At 45.1% G+C, this 20,268-nt stretch carries 17 protein-coding genes and 1 pseudogene; 16 read left to right on the forward strand and 2 right to left on the reverse strand.

The features are described from left to right. The first annotated feature begins 82 nt into the window (after positions 1 to 82). Both NYE53_RS05085 and srtA read left to right on the forward strand, forming a co-directional pair. Positions 83 to 3,491 (forward strand): annotated as a pseudogene (locus tag NYE53_RS05085) (5'-nucleotidase C-terminal domain-containing protein). Continuing rightward, on the forward strand, positions 3,488 to 4,084 hold the full coding sequence (gene srtA, locus NYE53_RS05090; protein ID WP_339247579.1) for a sortase SrtA: 597 nt from the start codon (positions 3,488 to 3,490) through the stop codon (positions 4,082 to 4,084). The pseudogene NYE53_RS05085 and the gene srtA overlap by 4 nt, the downstream one beginning before the upstream one ends. A 29-nt stretch (positions 4,085 to 4,113) precedes the next feature. Here srtA and NYE53_RS05095 read toward each other — a convergent pair whose 3' ends face one another. Next, the gene (locus NYE53_RS05095; RefSeq protein WP_339247581.1) at positions 4,114 to 5,022 is read right to left on the reverse strand and encodes an RluA family pseudouridine synthase; all 909 of its coding nucleotides are present in this window, start codon (positions 5,020 to 5,022) and stop codon (positions 4,114 to 4,116) included. Positions 5,023 to 5,132: 110 nt separating this feature from the next. Here NYE53_RS05095 and NYE53_RS05100 point away from each other — a divergent pair, with 110 nt between their 5' ends. The 13 genes from NYE53_RS05100 (at position 5,133) to yhdA (ending at position 19,462) form a co-directional block, all read left to right on the forward strand. Further along, positions 5,133 to 5,528 carry a YhcU family protein gene (locus NYE53_RS05100; protein WP_072173884.1) on the forward strand — a complete coding sequence of 132 codons (396 nt, stop codon included), beginning with the start codon at positions 5,133 to 5,135 and terminating at the stop codon, positions 5,526 to 5,528. A gap of 136 nt (positions 5,529 to 5,664) precedes the next feature. Next, entirely contained in the window at positions 5,665 to 6,087 is a 423-nt protein-coding gene (locus NYE53_RS05105) for a CBS domain-containing protein (protein WP_003245462.1), read from the forward strand. A 127-nt stretch (positions 6,088 to 6,214) separates the two neighbouring features. After that, positions 6,215 to 6,877 carry an HAD family hydrolase gene (locus tag NYE53_RS05110; RefSeq protein WP_003233396.1) on the forward strand — a complete coding sequence of 221 codons (663 nt, stop codon included), beginning with the start codon at positions 6,215 to 6,217 and terminating at the stop codon, positions 6,875 to 6,877. Positions 6,878 to 6,892: 15 nt separating this feature from the next. Continuing rightward, a complete protein-coding gene (locus tag NYE53_RS05115; RefSeq protein ID WP_032725279.1) occupies positions 6,893 to 8,434 on the forward strand; it encodes a bifunctional GNAT family N-acetyltransferase/carbon-nitrogen hydrolase family protein in 1,542 nt (513 codons plus the stop codon). Between the two features lie 419 nt (positions 8,435 to 8,853). Beyond that, a complete protein-coding gene (locus tag NYE53_RS05120) occupies positions 8,854 to 10,206 on the forward strand; it encodes an aspartate aminotransferase family protein (protein ID WP_089172500.1) in 1,353 nt (450 codons plus the stop codon). A 27-nt stretch (positions 10,207 to 10,233) separates the two neighbouring features. Beyond that, complete coding sequence (gene glpP / locus NYE53_RS05125) at positions 10,234 to 10,812, forward strand: glycerol uptake operon antiterminator GlpP (protein WP_003233388.1); 579 nt, start codon at positions 10,234 to 10,236, stop codon at positions 10,810 to 10,812. 178 nt (positions 10,813 to 10,990) lie between these two features. Next, positions 10,991 to 11,815, forward strand: coding sequence for a glycerol uptake facilitator protein GlpF (gene glpF / locus NYE53_RS05130; protein ID WP_268549476.1), 825 nt, complete (start codon positions 10,991 to 10,993; stop codon positions 11,813 to 11,815). Between the two features lie 18 nt (positions 11,816 to 11,833). Continuing rightward, positions 11,834 to 13,324: a glycerol kinase GlpK gene (gene glpK / locus NYE53_RS05135; RefSeq protein ID WP_014476263.1), complete on the forward strand. Its 1,491-nt coding sequence runs from the start codon at positions 11,834 to 11,836 to the stop codon at positions 13,322 to 13,324. A 140-nt stretch (positions 13,325 to 13,464) separates the two neighbouring features. Next, positions 13,465 to 15,132, forward strand: a complete 1,668-nt coding sequence (gene glpD, locus NYE53_RS05140) for a glycerol-3-phosphate dehydrogenase (RefSeq protein ID WP_015715569.1) — start codon at positions 13,465 to 13,467, stop codon at positions 15,130 to 15,132. 131 nt (positions 15,133 to 15,263) lie between these two features. Next, positions 15,264 to 17,009: a phosphoglucomutase gene (pgcA, locus tag NYE53_RS05145; RefSeq protein WP_339247587.1), complete on the forward strand. Its 1,746-nt coding sequence runs from the start codon at positions 15,264 to 15,266 to the stop codon at positions 17,007 to 17,009. A gap of 148 nt (positions 17,010 to 17,157) precedes the next feature. Next, on the forward strand, positions 17,158 to 18,297 hold the full coding sequence (gene yhcY / locus NYE53_RS05150) for a two-component system sensor histidine kinase YhcY (protein ID WP_021479676.1): 1,140 nt from the start codon (positions 17,158 to 17,160) through the stop codon (positions 18,295 to 18,297). Further along, positions 18,294 to 18,941, forward strand: coding sequence for a two-component system response regulator YhcZ (gene yhcZ / locus NYE53_RS05155; RefSeq protein ID WP_339247589.1), 648 nt, complete (start codon positions 18,294 to 18,296; stop codon positions 18,939 to 18,941). Before yhcY ends, yhcZ begins: the two co-directional genes overlap by 4 nt. Next, entirely contained in the window at positions 18,938 to 19,462 is a 525-nt protein-coding gene (yhdA, locus tag NYE53_RS05160) for an FMN-dependent NADPH-azoreductase (RefSeq protein WP_251188505.1), read from the forward strand. Before yhcZ ends, yhdA begins: the two co-directional genes overlap by 4 nt. A gap of 14 nt (positions 19,463 to 19,476) precedes the next feature. Here the strand turns inward: yhdA and NYE53_RS05165 are convergent, their stop codons facing one another. Further along, positions 19,477 to 19,719: a YhdB family protein gene (locus NYE53_RS05165; RefSeq protein WP_003233373.1), complete on the reverse strand. Its 243-nt coding sequence runs from the start codon at positions 19,717 to 19,719 to the stop codon at positions 19,477 to 19,479. 200 nt (positions 19,720 to 19,919) lie between these two features. On the opposite strand from NYE53_RS05165, the gene NYE53_RS05170 reads away from it, so the two are divergent. Next, the gene (locus tag NYE53_RS05170) at positions 19,920 to 20,243 is read left to right on the forward strand and encodes a YqzG/YhdC family protein (RefSeq protein WP_014476269.1); all 324 of its coding nucleotides are present in this window, start codon (positions 19,920 to 19,922) and stop codon (positions 20,241 to 20,243) included. The last annotated feature ends 25 nt before the right edge of the window (positions 20,244 to 20,268 follow it).

Here is a 20,268-nt window from a genome sequence, read left to right on the forward strand (position 1 = left end):
ACCGAATTCCTCCTTTTTTTTCAGATCAGCTGTATTTTGTGTCAGTCTGCCGCTTATTATGCAGAAGCCTGAAAGGAATTATATGCTGTCTGTCGAAATGATAGACAGACAAAGTCATTGTCATTATGTGTATATTAAGGGAGGAAATATGATGAGGCGTATTCTGCATATTGTGTTGATCACGGCATTGATGTTCTTAAATGTAATGTACACGTGCGAAGCTGTAAAAGCAGCTGAACCGCAGCAGCCTATATCAGTTGAGAAGGCAATACAGCAAAAAGAAGGACAGGCGCTTATCGAAGGATATGCAGTCGGCCAGGCTGTTTCCCCGCAGCATTATAAGCTGACAAGCCCTTTTTCAAATGATTATAATGTCGCGCTGGCAGACCGTAAAAACGAGACATCGCCCGATCACATCCTTCCTGTGCAAATCCCCTCCGCCTTCAGAAGCCAATTTGGGCTGCAAACCAATCCGCTTCTTCTTGGAAAAAAGATAACGGTTCAAGGAATTTCCCGAATTAAAAGAGGGTATGGATGTCACGGTGACAGGGAAAATCACGTCTTACCAAGGGCTGAAAGAAATCGTTCCAAGCCCATCAGGCATCAAAATCAACCAGTCAAACCAATCCCTCCCCGCCCCCAAACACTTAACAATCAATGAACTCATTAACGGCAGCCTGGGTGATCAGTATGAAGGACGCCTTGTGAAACTAACCGCTTTTGTTTCCTCAATTCCAAGTTCTCCTGCCGGCGGCGGTTACAATGTAACAATGATTGATGACGACCATCATGCAATGACGCTCCGGGTTATGAATGAAACAGGGGTGATAAACGAGCTTGATGAGGGCAAATGGTATGAATTTACCGGTGTGTTAAGCAGATACCAAACCTTTCAGCTGCTTCCGCGAAAATCGGCTGACCTGAAGCTGCTTGAAGATCAGCCCGCACCTCCGTCTGCGGAGGGAGAATATGAAGGGATTGTTGACCGGGTTGTTGACGGCGATACCATTCATCTCAAATCTCCGGTTCTTGGAACGACAAAAATCCGGTTTGTAAATGTTGATACACCCGAAACATATCACACACCAAAAAATGACGCAGATGAAAATCAATTAAGATTTGGCAAAAAAGCATCTGACTATCTAAAAACGGTTCTGTCCCCAGGTGATAAAATTACTGTCAAGGTCGGGAGTGAAGCCAAGGACAGCTATGGCAGATTGCTCGGACAAGTCATAACCGAATCAGGTTCAAACGTGAACTTAGAGCTTGTGAAAAACGGATATGCTCCGACGTATTTTATTTGGCCGGTTGACAATGAAGAGGATTATCAGCAGTTTCAGGCCGCAGTAGCCACTGCAAAAAAAGACCAAAAAGGAATCTGGAATGAAAACGATCCGCTCATGGAAATGCCGTTTGAATTTAGAGCCAGAGAGCAAGGGAAAGGCTTGACAAGATATGTAGGGGATTCGTCGAATAAAACATATGTGCAGCCAGCTGACTGGAAGAAGGTAGCTGTGGAAAACAGAATTTTCTTCGCTTCAGCAAGTGAAGCGGAGAGCGCGGGATATAAAAAAAGGCAAACGGCACCTCAAGAACATGTGTCGCTTAGAATTCTCAGCATGAATGATTTGCATGGCAAAATCGATCAGCAATATGAGCTTGATCTTGATGGAAATGGAACTGTAGACGGCACGTTTGGACGCATGGATTATGCCGCCGCATATTTAAAAGAAAAAAAGGCTGAAAAGAAAAACTCGCTGATTGTGCACGCGGGAGATATGATCGGCGGAAGCTCTCCAGTTTCCTCTCTTCTTCAGGATGAACCGACTGTAGAACTGATGGAGGACATCGGATTTGATGTCGGAACCGTGGGAAACCACGAATTTGATGAAGGCACGGATGAACTGCTGAGGATCTTAAATGGCGGTGATCATCTGAAAGGAACAAGCGGATATGATGGACAGAACTTTCCCCTTGTATGTGCCAATTGTAAAATGAAATCAACTGGAGAGCCCTTTTTGCCGGCTTATGACATCATAAATGTGGAGGGCGTACCCGTTGCTTTTATCGGAGTTGTCACACAGTCGGCAGCTGGCATGGTTATGCCTGAAGGAATAAAAAATATCGAGTTTACAGATGAAGCAACAGCGGTGAATAAGGCGGCCAAAGAGCTGAAGAAAAAAGGCGTGAAGGCCATCGCGGTTCTCGCACATATGTCAGCTGAACAAAACGGCAACGCCATTACCGGTGAGTCTGCTGATCTTGCAAACAAAACAGATTCTGAAATTGACGTGATTTTTGCCGCGCATAATCATAAGGTAGTTAACGGCGAAGTGAATGGAAAACTGATTGTTCAAGCGTTTGAATATGGAAAAGCGATAGGTGTCGTTGATGTAGAGATTGATAAAACGACAAAAGACATTGTCAAAAAGTCCGCGGAAATCGTATATGTTGATCAAAGTAAAATCGAACCGGATGTCAGCGCGTCAGCCATTTTAAAGAAATACGAAACCATTGCGGAACCGATTATCAGCGAGGTAGTCGGCGAAGCCGCTGTTGATATGGAAGGAGGGTATTCAAATGACGGCGATACACCTCTTGGAAACCTGATTGCGGATGGTATGAGAACTGCCATGAAAACGGATTTTGCCCTTATGAATGGCGGCGGCATACGTGAAGCGCTGAAGAAGGGTCCAATTACGTGGGGAGATCTTTACAATATTCAGCCGTTTGGAAATGTGTTAACGAAGCTTGAGATTAAAGGAAAAGATTTAAGAGAGATTATCAATGCGCAAATCTCGCCGGTATTTGGGCCTGACTACAGCATCAGCGGGTTTACGTATACGTGGGATAAAGAAACCGGAAAAGCAGTTGATTTGAAAATGGCAGATGGCACCGAGATCCAGCCCGATGCCACATATACATTGACCGTCAACAACTTTATGGCGACAGCGACAGGAGCCAAATATCAGCCAATCGGACTGCTGGGAAAAAATCCGGTGACAGGGCCTGAGGATTTGGAAGCGACAGTTGAGTACGTGAAGAGTTTTGATGAGCCAATTGCGTATACAAAAGAGGGAAGAATTAAGCTTGCTGAAGCTAGTGATATTGAAGACCCTGTAACAGAAGACCCTATTAGGGAAGAGCCTGGAGATGATCCGGTGACGGAGGATCCGATTAAAGAGGATCCAAGGCCAGGTGAAGATTTGCCTGATATAAAAGAAACTCCGGGCACAGCACCGGTTCATCAGCTGCCGCCTTCAGCCATTTCGAGATTCAATGAAATACCAATCAACAACACAAAAACCGCTGATACTGCTAATAGCATCAGCACATTGCCGTTACGAAACGAGGGCGGGGAAAGTGGGTCTGAGCATCCTCTTCCAGATACATCAGCAAACTACTATAACTTTATGGTAATCGGTGCGGCGGTGACATTGTCAGGAACTTATCTATATGTCAGAAGAAAAAGGAGCGCCTCCAGAACGTGAAAAAAGTTATTCCACTATTTATCATTGCTGCCGGCCTAGTGATCGCAGGCTATGGAGGCTTTAAATTGATCGATACGAATATGAAAACGGAACAGACACTAAAAGAAGCAAAACTGGCGGCTAAAAAGCCGCAGGAAGCTTCGGGGATGAAAAATAGCACAGATCAAGCAAAGAACAAAGCATCATTTAAGCCTGAGACCGGCCAAGCGAGCGGCATTTTGGAAATACCGAAAATCAATGCAGAGCTTCCGATTGTGGAGGGCACTGATGCTGATGATTTAGAAAAAGGTGTCGGGCATTACAAGGACAGCTATTATCCTGATGAAAACGGACAAATTGTGCTGTCAGGGCATCGAGATACCGTGTTTCGCCGGACGGGAGAGCTGGAAAAGGGGGAGCGGCTCCGCATTCTCCTGTCATATGGAGAATTCACATATGAAATTGTAAAAACAAAAATTGTTGATAAGGATGACACATCTATTATCACGCTCCAGCATGAAAAGGAAGAGCTGATTCTGACGACCTGCTATCCATTTTCATACGTCGGGAATGCTCCGAAGCGCTATATTATATATGGAAAACGAGTGACTTAAAAAGCCGAGGCAGTGCCTGCGGCTTTTCTTCATGAAAAATATGTGCGGCAAAGGTTTTTCATATCAGCAGGGAAAGGGGCTTCAGCAACTATGAGCTCGTCTGTTATCGGGTGAACCGCTTGTACTTTATTGGCGTGCAGCGCCTGCCTGTTTAGCAGCTTGCTTCCGCCTCCGTAAAGCGAGTCTCCTGTCAACGGATGGCCGAGGCTCGCCAGATGAACACGGATTTGGTGTGTTCTGCCTGTTTCCAGCTCTAATTCAACGAGTGACAGCCGCTCTTTCGCATTGCTGGCCATTACCTTGAAATGAGTGACGGCTGTTTGCCCGCCTGGTGAAACCCGGCGTCTTGTCGGGTGTGACCGGTCTCTGCCGATCGGTGAACTAATTGTCCCTTTTTTCGTCCGTAGCTTACCTTCAGCGATGGCGGTATACGTACGCTTCAGCGTCTTTTTCTCTAACTGCTGGTCTAAGATGGCGTGTGCCAAACGATGCTTGGCAAAAACGATAGCGCCAGATGTATCCTGATCAAGACGATGGACGTGGCGCACCTTACATGTTTCGCCATTTATCTGATAATGATACGCGATCAAATTAGCCAGTGTGCCGGTTTGCCCATCCTCATTCGGATGCGTCGCTATGCCAGCGGGTTTATTGACGATGAGCATGTGATTGTCCTCAAATAAAATTTCAAGCTCGCCATACTCCGGAATGACCGAAGATGCTTCACTTTCCTGAAGATCAATGAACACGCGGTCTCCCTTTTTTACAATCATATTGTTTAAGACGGATTCGTGATTGACCTTTATCTGTTGATGGGACATCCAGTCTTGTATCACTGGTTTAGAAGCTTTGAGCGCTGTTTTGAGTACGGAAAACAGCCATTGGCCGTCCTGTTTTTCATTGATGAGGATCTCAAGCCCTCTGTCTTTTTGGTTCATGTTAAATGGCTCCTTTTCGAAGCGGAAGGCTGCTGTTTCTCATAGGAAACACTTACCTTAGCTTTCGCGTTTTTTTCTGTGCTATTCTTGAGTAAGACTTAGGATATTCGATGGCAAGAAAGGTGATTGACGTGAGAATTGTGAACGCAGCAACTGCAGAACAGGAGAGCTTTATCAAGGAGCTGTCTATGGAGCTGATCCATGATGTATTTCCTCTTTATTTCTCCGAACTGGACATTCAGCGCTTTAAAAAGAAAGGCGTTCTGTCTTTAAATAACCATTATTACCAAGGAACATTAAAAGAAGCATTTCAAATTATGGCTTGTCTGCAAATGATACATATTATCCTGACCAAGCCTTCGCCGCACTCTGATTTGAGTGATCGGGCGATTTTTGAAAAAAACAGCAAGATGCTGAATGATTTTGGGATTTATTTTCCGTTTGCTTTTTCTGACTTTCAAAAGAAGACTAACAAAGCCTTTTTCGGTCAAAGAAGGCTGATATAATCATGCGGCAAGAGCTTTTCTATTTTTAGAAAAGCTCTTTTTGTATCAGAGAAATCATATCATAAAACCTTTCCTCTAACTCCCTTTTTAAACGGCTCGTGTCTGAACATACTAATGATTGAAAGGGGTGCTGACAATGAGTTCAGTTAAAGATACAATGACAACGCAGGTGGCAACCGTTTCTCCGAATCAAACGATTCAGGAAGCGGCTTCTCTAATGAAACAGCATAACGTCGGGGCGATCCCCGTTGTAGAGCAAGGTGTTTTAAAAGGAATGCTGACTGACCGTGACATTGCATTAAGAACTACAGCTCAGGGCCGTGATGGCCAGACACCCGTTTCAGAAGTGATGTCAACAGAACTCGTATCAGGAAACCCTAATATGAGTCTGGAAGACGCGTCGCAGCTGATGGCCCAGCACCAAATCCGCCGCCTTCCTATTGTAGATCAAAACAATCTAGTCGGGATCGTTGCGCTTGGAGACCTGGCAGTCAATCAGATGTCGAACGAGTCTGCGGGATCAGCGCTGACAAACATTTCTCACCAAAACATTCATTAATAAGAAAGAGCTTGCAGTGTGCAGGCTCTTTCTTCACATAAAGCTTTACTTTTTGAAAGCAGACTTGTTTCGGGGTATAGTTGAGTGTATACATATGTCTCAATTCGGACTAAAGGAGTTGTACCCAGTGATTAAAGCGTTAATTTTTGATTTTGACGGGCTTATTCTAGATACAGAAACACACGAATATGAGGTTCTTCAGGAAATATTTGAAGAGCACGGCTCAGTGCTGCCGCTATCTGTCTGGGGGAAGGTCATCGGAACTGCTGCGGGTTTCCGGCCTTTTGACTATTTAGAAGAGCAGATCGGGAAAAAGCTGAACCATGAAGAGCTCACACAATTGAGAAGAGAGCGGTTCGCCAAACGCATGGAAACAGAAAAAGCGAGACCTGGTGTCGAAGCGTATTTGAATGCGGCAAAGGATTTGGGCTTAAAAATAGGCCTTGCCTCCAGCTCTGATTATAAATGGGTTTCCGGCCATTTGAAGCAAATCGGCCTGTTTGATGATTTTGAAGTTATTCAAACGGCGGATGATGTGGAAGAGGTAAAGCCGAATCCTGAACTCTATTTATTGGCGGCAAAGAACCTCGGGGTATCGCCAGCGGAATGTCTCGCGTTTGAGGATTCTGTCAATGGTTCGATTGCTGCGAAACGTGCAGGCATGAAGTGTGTCATTGTCCCGAATAAAGTAACGGGTACCTTGATGTTTGAAGACTATGATCACAGGCTTGAATCAATGGCGGAGATGGAGCTCGCCCTATTGCTTGATCATCTGAACTCACAAAACTAGAAAGGAGCGAGTAGGTTGTCTGAGAAATTAGATTTGACCCGGTTTGAAAAGAAAATGGTTATTCGCAATATCGAAGAGAAAGACATCGACAAGATTATCGATCTTCAAAAGGACTGCTTTCCAGGAATGGAGCCTTGGAAGCGGGAGCATTTAATCAGCCATTTGGAGCATTTTCCAGAAGGGCAGTTTTGTGCAGAATTCGAAGGTGAAATTATCGGTTCGTGCTCAAGTCTCCTGATTAACTTTGATGAATATGATGACCGCCATACGTGGCAGGACATTACAGATGACGGTTATATCACCAACCATAATCCTGACGGCTTGAATATGTATGGAATTGAAGTCATGGTGGACCCGAAGTACAGACGAATGAAGATTGGCCACCGTTTGTACGAGGCGAGAAAGGACTTAGCCAGACGCTTAAACCTGAAAAGCATCATCATAGGCGGACGGATTCCAAACTATCACAAATATGCAGAGGAAATGACAGCGAGAGAGTATGTTGAACAGGTGACACGCCACCAAATTTACGATCCGGTTCTTTCTTTTCAGCTGATGAACGGCTTTACCCTTATGCGAATTAACCCGAACTATCTCCCGGATGATACAGCTTCGATCAAGTATGCGACGCTGATGGAATGGAATAATGTCGATTATCTACCGCAGCAGACAAAACGCTATTATAAATCGGCGTTCCCTGTTAGAATTTGTGTGATCCAATACGAAATGAAGAAAATTTATTCCTTTGAGGAATTTGCGAATCAAGTAGAATACTATGTCGATGTTGCTTCCGACGCAAGATCTGATTTTGCGGTGTTCCCGGAAATTTTCACAACCCAGCTGATGTCCTTCCTTGAGGAACGGTCACCGAGCTTGGCGGTGCAGAGAATTACCGAGTATACAGAAGATTACATCAGCCTGTTTACTGACTTGGCTGTGAAGTATAACGTCAACATTATCGGCGGATCTCATTTCGTCGAAGAGGAAGGCAAGATCTATAATATCGCTTACCTGTTCAGACGGGACGGAACGATCGAGAAGCAATATAAACTCCATATTACGCCGAATGAACGCAAATGGTGGGGGATCAGCGCAGGAGACCAGGTTCGCGTGTTTGATACGGACTGCGGGAAAATCGCGATCCAGATCTGTTATGACATTGAATTTCCTGAGCTTGCCCGGATTGCGGCTGATAAAGGAGCCAAAATCATCTTTACGCCATTTTGTACAGAAGACCGTCAAGGCTATCTGCGTGTCAGATACTGTTCGCAGGCTAGAGCGGTTGAAAATCAAATTTATACGGTTATCTCGGGAACGGTCGGAAACCTTCCGCAAACGGAAAACATGGATATCCAATACGCTCAGTCAGGCATCTTTGCCCCGTCTGATTTTGAATTCGCTCGAGACGGCATTGTCGGCGAAACAAACCCGAATATTGAAATGGTCGTCATCGGCGACGTTGACCTGGAAATTCTCAGAAGACAGCGCCAAAACGGTACAGTGCGGCAGCTAAAAGACAGACGGCGTGATATTTATCATATTCAATATAAAAAATAACCCGAAAAAACCCGCCTGCATTGGCGGGTTTTTTAAAACAAAAGCGGAATTGTTTAGGTGCTTTCTTTAAAAAAAAAGTAAATTGTATAGTGGAGGTGCCTTATGGAGTTTCTGTATTTTCGCCATTTCCTATATCATACAGAAAACGGCTAGGCTTCACATTGCTATTGCAATGGCTGTCCAAGTTGTTTCGAGTGCGACCTTTATCAGTACGATGCTGAGCATTGTGACCTTGCCTGTTTTGCTTTGGAAGCTGCATCCTCTTTCTTCTTGAGAAAGAGGATGTTTTATTATTTACGCGGTTTATTGACTCTGACCCGGTCTGGCTTTATATTGAAGGCAGGGAAATCATCACCAAGACATCACATAAAGAGAAGGTCTGTTTCAATTGAATTGGCATTATAGGGAACGCTAATGAAATGGAGATGATGGGGATGGAAAACATTCAGCAAAATCAGGGATTAAAGCAAAAAGATGAGCAATTTGTGTGGCATGCCATGAAGGGAGCGCATCAAGCAGACAGCCTGATAGCCCAGAAGGCCGAGGGGGCCTGGGTAACCGACATAGACGGACGCCGCTATTTGGATGCGATGTCCGGTTTGTGGTGCGTCAACATTGGTTACGGCAGAAAGGAGCTTGCGGAGGCTGCCTATGAGCAACTAAAGGAGCTGCCTTACTACCCGTTAACGCAAAGTCACGCACCCGCAATTCAACTGGCGGAAAAGCTGAATGAATGGCTTGGCGGCGATTATGTTATCTTTTTTTCCAACAGCGGATCGGAAGCAAACGAAACTGCTTTTAAAATTGCCCGCCAGTACCATCTGCAAAACGGCGACCACAGCCGTTATAAATTCATCTCAAGATATCGGGCATACCACGGCAATACATTGGGAGCGCTCTCAGCTACCGGACAGGCGCAGCGGAAATATAAATACGAGCCTTTGAGCCAAGGATTTCTGCATGCAGCTCCGCCAGATATATACCGGAATCCTGATGATGCAGACACGCTTGAAAGCGCAAATGAAATCGACCGCATCATGACATGGGAATTAAGCGAAACGATTGCCGGGGTCATTATGGAGCCCATCATTACAGGCGGGGGCATCCTAATGCCGCCGGACGGATATATGAAAAAGGTGGAGGACATTTGCCGGCGCCACGGAGCCCTTTTGATTTGCGATGAAGTGATCTGCGGGTTTGGACGGACAGGCGAGCCGTTCGGGTTTATGCACTACGGTGTGAAGCCTGATATCATTACGATGGCAAAAGGAATCACAAGCGCGTATCTGCCATTGTCAGCGACTGCTGTGAAACGGGACATTTTCGAAGCGTATCAGGGGGAAGCTCCTTATGACCGTTTCCGCCATGTGAACACGTTCGGCGGAAGCCCGGCTGCCTGTGCCTTGGCGTTGAAAAACCTGCAAATTATGGAGGACGAACAGCTGATTCAGCGATCCCGCGATCTTGGAGCAAAGCTTTTAGGTGAGCTTCAAGCTCTGAGAGAACACCCGGCAGTCGGAGATGTTAGAGGAAAAGGGCTGCTGATTGGAATCGAACTCGTCAAAGATAAATTGACTAAAGAGCCGGCTGATGCCGCCAAAGTAAACCAAGTGGTTGCGACGTGCAAAGAAAAAGGGCTGATCATCGGCAAAAACGGCGATACAGTCGCCGGCTACAACAATGTCATCCAGCTTGCGCCGCCATTTTGCCTGACAGAAGAGGACCTTTCCTTTATCGTGAAAACGGTGAAAGAAAGCTTTCAAACGATATAATATAAAAGTGATTTATTAAAGGAGCACATGATGAGTTTTCACAACCAGCCGATCTTACCGGCTATTCGCAATATGAAGCAATTTGATGAGTTTTTGAACAGTTCGTTCTCTTACGGTGTTATTCTTGATATTCATCTCGGCCAGCTGAAGGGCGTGATCAAAGAAGCGCAAAAGCACGGAAAGAACATGATGGTGCACGTCGATCTCATTCAAGGGATTAAGCATGACGAATACGGTGCGGAATTTATATGTCAGGATATCAAGCCCGCTGGGATTATTTCCACAAGATCGAATGTGATTGCCAAAGCGAAGCAGAAGAAAATTTATGCCATTCAGCGCCTGTTTTTGCTTGATACAAGCGCGATGGAGAAAAGCATGGAGTTTATCGGCAAGCATAAGCCTGACTTCATCGAAGTGCTTCCCGGCATCGTTCCGTCACTCATTCAGGAAATAAAAGAGAAAACAGGGATTCCCATCTTTGCCGGGGGTTTCATCCGTACGGAAGAGGATGTAGAGCAGGCATTGAAAGCGGGGGCTGTAGCTGTCACAACATCTAATACCAAATTGTGGAAAAAATATGAAAACTTTTTGACGGAAAGTGATTGACACCGCTTTCATGCACTGATACAATTGCACTAGGTTAATACATTGTGATGGAGAACTCGGAGACCACAGCAGCTCTTTACGGCAAATGTTTATGCACCCGTAAAGCGGTTTGTTGTGGTTTTTTTATTCTCTTCTTCTCTATCATGCTTTTTAATCGTGACTTTAGGAGGAATGTGCTATGACAGCATTTTGGGGAGAAGTCATCGGTACGATGCTGCTTATCATTTTTGGTGCAGGTGTTTGTGCAGGTGTCAATTTAAAGAAATCGCTTTCATTCCAGTCTGGCTGGATTGTTGTTGTATTTGGATGGGGATTGGGTGTTGCCATGGCGGCATACGCGGTTGGCGGCATCAGCGGTGCCCATTTGAATCCGGCGCTAACGATAGCGCTTGCATTTGTAGGAGATTTTCCTTGGAAAGAGGTTCCGGTTTATATTGCGGCGCAAATGATCGGAGCGATCATCGGTGCGGTGATTATTTATCTGCATTACCTCCCGCACTGGAAGTCAACGGATGATCCCGCTGCCAAGCTGGGTGTTTTCTCAACAGGGCCCAGCATTCCGCATACATTTGCAAACGTTTTAAGCGAAGTGATTGGGACATTTGTCCTTGTACTTGGAATCTTGGCCATAGGTGCAAATCAATTTACAGAAGGACTTAATCCTTTAATCGTCGGTTTCCTCATTGTAGCAATCGGTATTTCTCTGGGAGGCACCACCGGCTATGCTATCAATCCTGCACGTGACTTAGGTCCGCGGATAGCCCACGCTTTTCTTCCGATTCCGGGGAAGGGCTCATCAAACTGGAAATACGCATGGGTTCCGGTAGTCGGCCCGATTTTAGGCGGATCATTCGGCGGCGTATTTTACAACGCTGCATTTAGAGGGCACATCACAAGCAGCTTCTGGATTGTAAGCGTTATATTGGTTGTGGTATTGTTAGGACTCTATGTTTATACGAAATCACATTCTGCTAAAACATTATCAAATTCAAAATATATTTAATCAAAGGGGAGACATCTTATGGAAACGTACATTTTATCCTTAGATCAGGGGACGACAAGTTCAAGAGCGATTCTGTTTAATAAAGAAGGCAAAATCGTTCACTCTGCTCAAAAGGAATTTACACAATACTTCCCGCATCCTGGCTGGGTTGAGCATAATGCCAATGAAATTTGGGGCTCTGTCCTCGCGGTTATCGCCTCAGTCATCTCTGAATCAGGAATCAGCGCTTCTCAAATTGCCGGCATCGGCATCACGAACCAGCGCGAGACGACGGTTGTGTGGGATAAAGATACAGGAAGTCCTGTCTATAATGCAATCGTTTGGCAGTCCAGACAGACGTCCGGCATTTGTGAGGAACTTCGTGAAAAAGGATATAATGATAAATTCAGAGAAAAAACTGGGCTTTTAATCGATCCATACTTCTCCGGCACGAAGGTGAAGTGGATTTTAGACAATGTGGAAGGCGCAAGAGAAAAAGCGGAAAAAGGCGAGCTGCTGTTTGGAACGATTGATACGTGGCTCATTTGGAAAATGTCAGGTGGAAAAGCGCATGTGACCGATTACTCCAATGCCTCAAGAACACTGATGTTTAATATTTACGATTTAAAATGGGACGATGAACTCCTCGACATTCTAGGCGTACCAAAATCCATGCTCCCTGAAGTGAAGCCGTCCTCTCATGTGTATGCGGAGACTGTTGATTATCACTTCTTCGGAAAAAATATCCCGATTGCTGGAGCGGCAGGCGACCAGCAGTCCGCATTGTTCGGCCAGGCATGCTTTGAAGAAGGCATGGGGAAAAACACTTACGGCACAGGATGTTTCATGCTGATGAATACAGGGGAAAAAGCAATTAAGTCCGAACATGGGCTTTTGACAACAATCGCTTGGGGCATTGACGGAAAAGTGAACTATGCGTTAGAAGGAAGCATTTTTGTCGCAGGCTCTGCCATCCAGTGGCTTAGAGACGGTTTGAGAATGTTCCAGGATTCATCGCTAAGCGAATCTTATGCAGAAAAAGTGGATTCAACTGACGGCGTGTATGTTGTTCCAGCATTTGTCGGACTGGGAACGCCTTACTGGGACAGCGATGTGCGCGGTTCGGTTTTCGGCCTGACAAGAGGGACAACAAAAGAGCACTTTATCCGTGCGACACTGGAGTCATTGGCTTATCAGACCAAAGATGTGCTTGACGCAATGGAAGCAGATTCAAACATTTCATTAAAGACGCTTCGTGTAGACGGAGGAGCTGTAAAAAACAATTTCCTAATGCAGTTCCAAGGAGACCTGTTGAATGTTCCTGTGGAGCGCCCGGAAATTAATGAAACGACTGCACTTGGCGCGGCTTATTTGGCGGGTATCGCTGTGGGATTCTGGAAGGACCGTTCTGAAATCGCGAACCAGTGGAATCTGGATAAACGGTTTGAACCTAAATTAGAAGAAGAAAAACGAAATGAGCTGTATAAAGGCTGGCAAAAAGCCGTGAAAGCAGCTATGGCTTTTAAATAAAGTAATACTATGGTATAATGGTTACAAGTTAATAAGAACGGTCCTGAGATGAGGAGAGACCACAGCACCAAAGTGTAAGCATGCACTTTGGCTGTTGTGGTCTCTTTTTCTATTTACCGTGACAACAAGGAGGAAACGTAATGATGAAACATCAATTTTCAAGTCTTGAAAGAGATCGCATGCTGACAGACATGACGAAAAAAACATATGACCTATTTATTATCGGAGGAGGAATTACAGGAGCCGGAACAGCTCTTGACGCGGCATCAAGGGGAATGAAGGTCGCACTAAGCGAAATGCAGGACTTTGCGGCGGGAACATCAAGCCGATCAACGAAGCTGGTACATGGCGGCTTGCGCTATTTAAAACAATTTGAAGTGAAAATGGTCGCTGAGGTAGGAAAAGAGCGGGCGATTGTGTATGAAAACGGCCCGCATGTCACTACACCGGAATGGATGCTGCTTCCGTTTCATAAAGGCGGCACATTCGGTTCATTTACAACATCTATCGGGTTAAGGGTATATGACTTCCTTGCAGGTGTGAAAAAGTCAGAACGAAGAAGCATGCTTTCAGCAAAAGAAACGCTGCAAAAAGAGCCTTTGGTGAAAAAAGACGGCTTAAAAGGCGGCGGGTACTATGTGGAATACCGCACTGACGATGCGAGACTGACCATCGAAGTCATGAAGGAAGCGGTGAAATTCGGGGCAGAGCCTGTGAATTACTCCAAAGTGAAGGAGCTTCTTTACGAAAAAGGCAAAGCCGTCGGCGTATTAATTGAAGATGTGCTGACAAAGAAAGAATATAAAGTGTATGCGAAAAAAATTGTCAATGCTACAGGCCCTTGGGTCGATCAGCTCAGAGAAAAAGACCATTCGAAAAACGGAAAGCATTTGCAGCATACAAAAGGCATTCACCTTGTATTTGACCAGTCTGTCTTTCCGCTGAAACAGGCTGTATATTTCGATACACCTGATGGACGGATGGTATTTGCGATTCCTCGTGAAGGCAAAACATACGTGGGAACAACAGACACTGTTTACAAAGAGGCGCTGGAGCATCCGCGGATGACAACGGAGGATCGTGATTATGTCATCAATTCAATCAATTACATGTTCCCGGAACTGAATATCACTGCGAATGACATCGAATCCAGCTGGGCGGGGCTGCGTCCGCTGATTCATGAAGAAGGCAAAGATCCTTCTGAAATTTCACGGAAAGACGAGATTTGGACATCTGACTCAGGCCTGATCACCATTGCCGGCGGAAAACTGACTGGATACAGAAAAATGGCGGAGCACATCGTTGATCTTGTCCGTGATCGCTTAAAAGAAGAAGGCGAAAAGGATTTTGGACCATGTAAAACGAAAAACATGCCAATCTCTGGCGGGCACGTCGGCGGTTCGAAAAATCTCATGTCCTTCGTTACCGCGAAAACAAAAGAAGGAATTGCAGCCGGTTTATCAGAAAAAGACGCAAAACAGCTGGCGATCAGATACGGCTCTAACGTAGATCGCGTCTTTGACCGGGTAGAAGCGCTGAAAGATGAGGCCGCGAAACGCAACATTCCGGTTCATATTCTTGCTGAGGCAGAATACAGTATAGAAGAAGAGATGACTGCAACCCCTGCTGACTTCTTTGTCCGCAGAACGGGACGTTTATTTTTTGATATCAATTGGGTAAGAACATATAAAGATGCCGTTATTGATTTTATGAGCGAGCGATTCCAATGGGATGAGCAGGCGAAAAACAAACATACAGAAAACCTCAACAAGCTTTTACACGATGCGGTCGTACCGCTTGAGCAATAAATCATAACGGGCTGTCTGCAGCCCGTTATTTCTTTTTACGTGCCGAAAGGGCCAGATCTCAGGTTATCAAGTGACAGAGGCACCCGCTTCATATAAAATAATGGCATAAGCTGATACATAGGAGGACGAATATGACTTGGAGAAAGAGCTATGAACGCTGGCAACAGACAGAACATTTAGATCCGGAATTAAAAGAGCGCCTTATTGAATTAGAGGGGGATGAACAGGCCCTTGAGGACTGTTTCTATAAAGACCTTGAATTCGGTACCGGCGGAATGCGCGGGGAAATCGGCGTCGGGACAAATCGGATGAATATTTACACTGTGCGCAAAGCATCGGCCGGGTTTGCGGCATACATCTCGAAGCAAGGAGAGGAAGCGAAAAAACGGGGCGTTGTCATTGCTTATGATTCCCGCCATAAATCTCCGGAGTTCGCGATGGAAGCGGCAAAAACACTTGCGACACAAGGCATCCAAACATACGTGTTTGATGAGCTTCGCCCGACGCCAGAGCTGTCATTCGCTGTCAGACAGCTGAACGCTTATGGGGGAATTGTGGTAACGGCAAGCCATAACCCGCCTGAATATAACGGCTACAAAGTATACGGGGATGATGGCGGCCAGCTGCCTCCAAAGGAAGCGGACATCGTCATTGAGCAGGTAAACGCGATTGAAAATGAGCTGACGATCACAGTGGACGAAGAAAATAAGTTAAAAGAAAAAGGCTTAATCAAAATCATTGGTGAAGATATTGATAAAGTTTATACAGAAAAACTGACGTCGATTTCTGTACATCCTGAATTATCGGAAGAAGTAGATGTAAAGGTTGTTTTCACACCGCTGCATGGAACTGCAAATAAACCGGTCAGACGCGGTCTTGAAGCACTCGGCTACAAAAATGTAACGGTTGTCAAAGAACAGGAACTGCCGGATTCAAACTTCTCCACTGTTACATCGCCAAACCCCGAAGAGCATGCGGCATTCGAATATGCTATTAAGCTTGGGGAGGAGCAGAATGCAGATATTCTCATCGCGACAGATCCTGATGCTGACCGCCTCGGCATCGCGGTGAAAAACGATCAAGGCAAATATACAGTGCTGACAGGAAACCAAACCGGAGCGCTGTTGCTTCATTACCTGCTTTCTGAAAAGAAAAAACAAGGCATCCTGCCTGATAATGGTGTTGTTCTCAAAACGATCGTCACAAGCGAAATCGGCCGTGCTGTAGCTTCTTCATTCGGCCTTGATACGATTGATACGCTGACAGGCTTTAAGTTTATCGGTGAAAAGATTAAGGAATACGAGGCATCAGGCCAGTATACCTTCCAATTCGGTTATGAAGAGAGCTACGGTTATTTAATCGGGGATTTTGCCCGCGATAAGGACGCCATTCAGGCTGCGCTTTTGGCAGTTGAAGTTTGCGCGTTTTGTAAAAAACAGGGAATGTCATTGTATGAGGCGCTCATCAATCTCTTTAACGAGTATGGTTTTTATCGTGAAGGGCTGAAATCCCTGACGCTGAAAGGCAAACAAGGAGCAGAGCAAATTGAAGCGATTCTTGCTTCCTTCAGACAAAATCCGCCTCAGAAAATGGCGGGCAAACAGGTTGTCACAGCAGAAGATTACGCTGTAAGCAAACGGACGCTTCTGACTGAAAGCAAAGAAGAAGCCATCGACTTGCCAAAATCAAATGTATTGAAATACTTCCTTGAAGACGGGTCTTGGTTCTGTCTTCGTCCTTCAGGAACTGAGCCGAAGGTGAAATTTTATTTCGCCGTAAAAGGGTCATCTTTGGAAGACAGTGAACAGCGTCTTGCCGCCCTTTCTGAAGATGTAATGAAGACGGTGGATGAAATTGTTGAGTCGACAGCAAAATAATTCAAGTATGAGCTGGGTCATTGTAAATGATCCGGCTTTTTCTTTTTCTCATCCAAAAGTCTGAAAGAAAATCATCCTACAAGTGAAGTAATGAAATACAAAAAACTGGTATAATCTTAAATACAAGATCAATGCCGGAGTGAGAAACGTGAGCAAAACGAGGATGGAAAAATTAAAAACGCTGAAAACGATTGCGGAAACCTTAAATCAAGGGCACGATATCAAAGCAACACTGGATGAGGTTTTAAAAGAGTTGCTGAGTCTGACAAACCTTCAATCCGGATGGATTTTTCTGATCGAAGAAGATGGATCTTATACGTTAGCGGCCGACGCTTATCTGCCCCCGGCTTTAAGCCGCAAGGAAAAAGTGCTGATGTGTGAAGGCGAGTGTTACTGCCTGACGAAATTTAATAACGGAGGGCTTAGAAAGGCTGCAAATATCATGAACTGCAAACGCATCGAGTCAGCAGAAAACCTGCATTGTTTTGACACAGAAGGGATTACGCATCATGCAACTGTGCCTTTAGAAGACGGGGACAGAAGATTCGGATTGTTAAATGTAGCGGCGGCCGGAAAAACCATGTTTGATGAGGAAGAGCTGCATTTACTCGAGTCTGTCGCCTTTCAGATCGGAACGGCAATCCAGCGTATGAGGCTTTCTGAATATCAACAAAAAAATGCTCTTTTAATGGAGCGTAACCGCCTCGCTCAGGAGCTTCACGATTCAGTCAATCAAATGCTGTTTTCCGTCAGTTTAACTGCCAAAGCTGCGAAGACACTAACAAAAGATGAAAATTTACAGCAGATGATTGATTTCATCCAAAACCTATCACAGGACGCGCTCGCAGAAATGAAAGCGTTAATTTGGCAGCTTCGCCCCGGAGGATTGGAAAAAGGGCTGGCTGAAGCCATTAAAAGCTATGGTGCGCTCATTGGATTGAAGATCATTTTTACACAAAAAGGCTGTCCTGTTCTGACTGATGAGCAGGAGCATATGCTATGGCGTGTCGTACAGGAAGCTTTAAATAACTGCAAAAAGCATGCCGGAACGGATACGGCGTATGTTAGTCTGACTGCTTCTTTGTGCCATGCGGAGCTGGATATCATCGATCATGGGGCAGGATTTCGCTATGAAGCGCATGCCGGTCTGCCTTCACTTGGCATCAAGGGTATGAAAGAACGAGCGGAAAAAGCCGGAGCTAAGTTTTGGATTGAGTCAGCGCTTGGAACTGGAACAAAGCTGTCCATCAGGCTTCCGCTAACAAGCCGAAAAGGAGGGGCGGTATGAAAATTGTCATTGCTGATGATCATCATGTTGTCAGAAAGGGTCTGCGTTTTTTCTTTGCCACCCAGGATGATATTGAAGTTGTCGGAGAAGCTGCAACTGGAATAGAAGCTCTCCGTGTCATCGAAGAGACAAAGCCGGATCTTGTGCTAATGGATCTGTCTATGCCCGAGATGGACGGCATTCAAGCCATTAAAAAAGCAGTACAGCAATTTCCGGAGACGAATATCATTGTGCTGACGAGCTACTCTGATCAGGAGCACGTCATCCCCGCGCTTCAGGCAGGCGCGAAGGCGTATCAATTAAAGGATACGGAGCCCGAGGAATTAGTGAAAACACTAAGACAAGTGCATGGTGGCGAATACAAGCTTTCTACAGCTATTATGCCCCATGTGCTGACACATATGAAAAATCAGCACGACCCGGAAAAAGAAAAATACTATCAATTAACTAGAAGGGAAAAAGACGTTCTGACTGAAATAGCGAACGGGAAAAGCAATAAAGAAATTGCAGCATCCTTGTTTATTTCAGAAAAAACAGTAAAAACCCATGTATCGAATCTTTTAGCAAAACTTGAAGTGGCCGATCGCACGCAAGCAGCGCTTTTTGCAGTGAAATATAACCTGAATGGAGAGATCTTAAAATGAACATGTTAGTCATAAATGGCACGCCTAGAAAACATGGCAGAACAAGAATTGCAGCATCCTATATTGCAGCTCTGTATCACACGGATTTGATTGATCTAAGCGAGTTTGTATTGCCGGTTTTTAACGGTGAAGCGGATCAATCTGAACTGTTGAAGGTACAGGAGCTTAAGCAACGCGTTACGAAAGCGGATGCGATTGTATTATTATCGCCTGAATATCACAGCGGCATGAGCGGCGCTTTAAAAAATGCATTGGATTTTCTAAGCAGCGAACAATTCAAATATAAGCCCGTTGCATTATTGGCAGTAGCGGGAGGCGGAAAAGGCGGCATCAATGCGCTGAACAATATGAGAACTGTGATGCGGGGTGTCTACGCCAATGTCATTCCGAAGCAGCTGGTGCTTGATCCGGTGCATATTGATGTTGAAAATGCTACAGTGGCTGAAAACATTAAGGAAAGCTTAAAAGAGCTTGTCGAAGAACTCAGCATGTTCGCAAAAGCAGGAAATCCCGGCGTCTAAACGCCGGGATTTGTTTATGTGAGAAGGGCTATTTGATCTTCATAAGTCAGCTCTGTGGCATGATCAATATAACGGAGAAGGGAATACAGCATCTTTTCTAAAACGGCGTAATCCTGTTCAAAATGATACGCATGCAGAAAATGCTCAATTCGTTTTGATAACAAATCGTCCTCTGTACGCACCATTAAAATTAATAAATTATCCCATTGAGAACGATGGGTGTAATAAAGCGCTTTATCGTAATCGGCATAATCCATGAATCGCTTCTCCTTTCTTGGGTGAGAAGTTCATGATTAGTTTATGCCGCATCTTCTGTTATTGACGGGGCAAAACTTGCCGTCTGCGTCAGTAAAGGGGTAGCAATATGAGGGAGACATAAAATCAAAATGCCTGAATGAAGATATCGCTTTTGGTAAACCTATGAGGGAACATATTCTGGGTACAGGAGACTGAAAAAATGAAATCTCTGCCGTATACCATTGCGCTTCTTTTTTGCGGATTGATTATCGTGTCAATGGCTGCAAAAGGTCATTCAACGGACACAAACGAGTCCGTTCAAAAGTGGGAACAGCTTGCCTGGAGCAAAATTCAGGATGAATATAAGGGCGCTTCATTTTCTGATTATGCTTATATGGGGCGTACAGAGGTGAATGATCAGCAGACGAAAGATGTCTTTCGGGTGACAGTCAGACAGAAAGATGACACTTTTTCTGTTCGGGCCGAAGTCTATTTTCATCCGGTGACAAATCATATGATCAGCATCAACGTCTTTAGGCTCTAATAAAAAACTGTACAGCCGTTAAGGC

Source organism: Bacillus sp. FSL R5-0523 (genome assembly GCF_037975295.1).
Classification (GTDB): Bacteria; Bacillota; Bacilli; order Bacillales; family Bacillaceae; genus Bacillus; species Bacillus subtilis.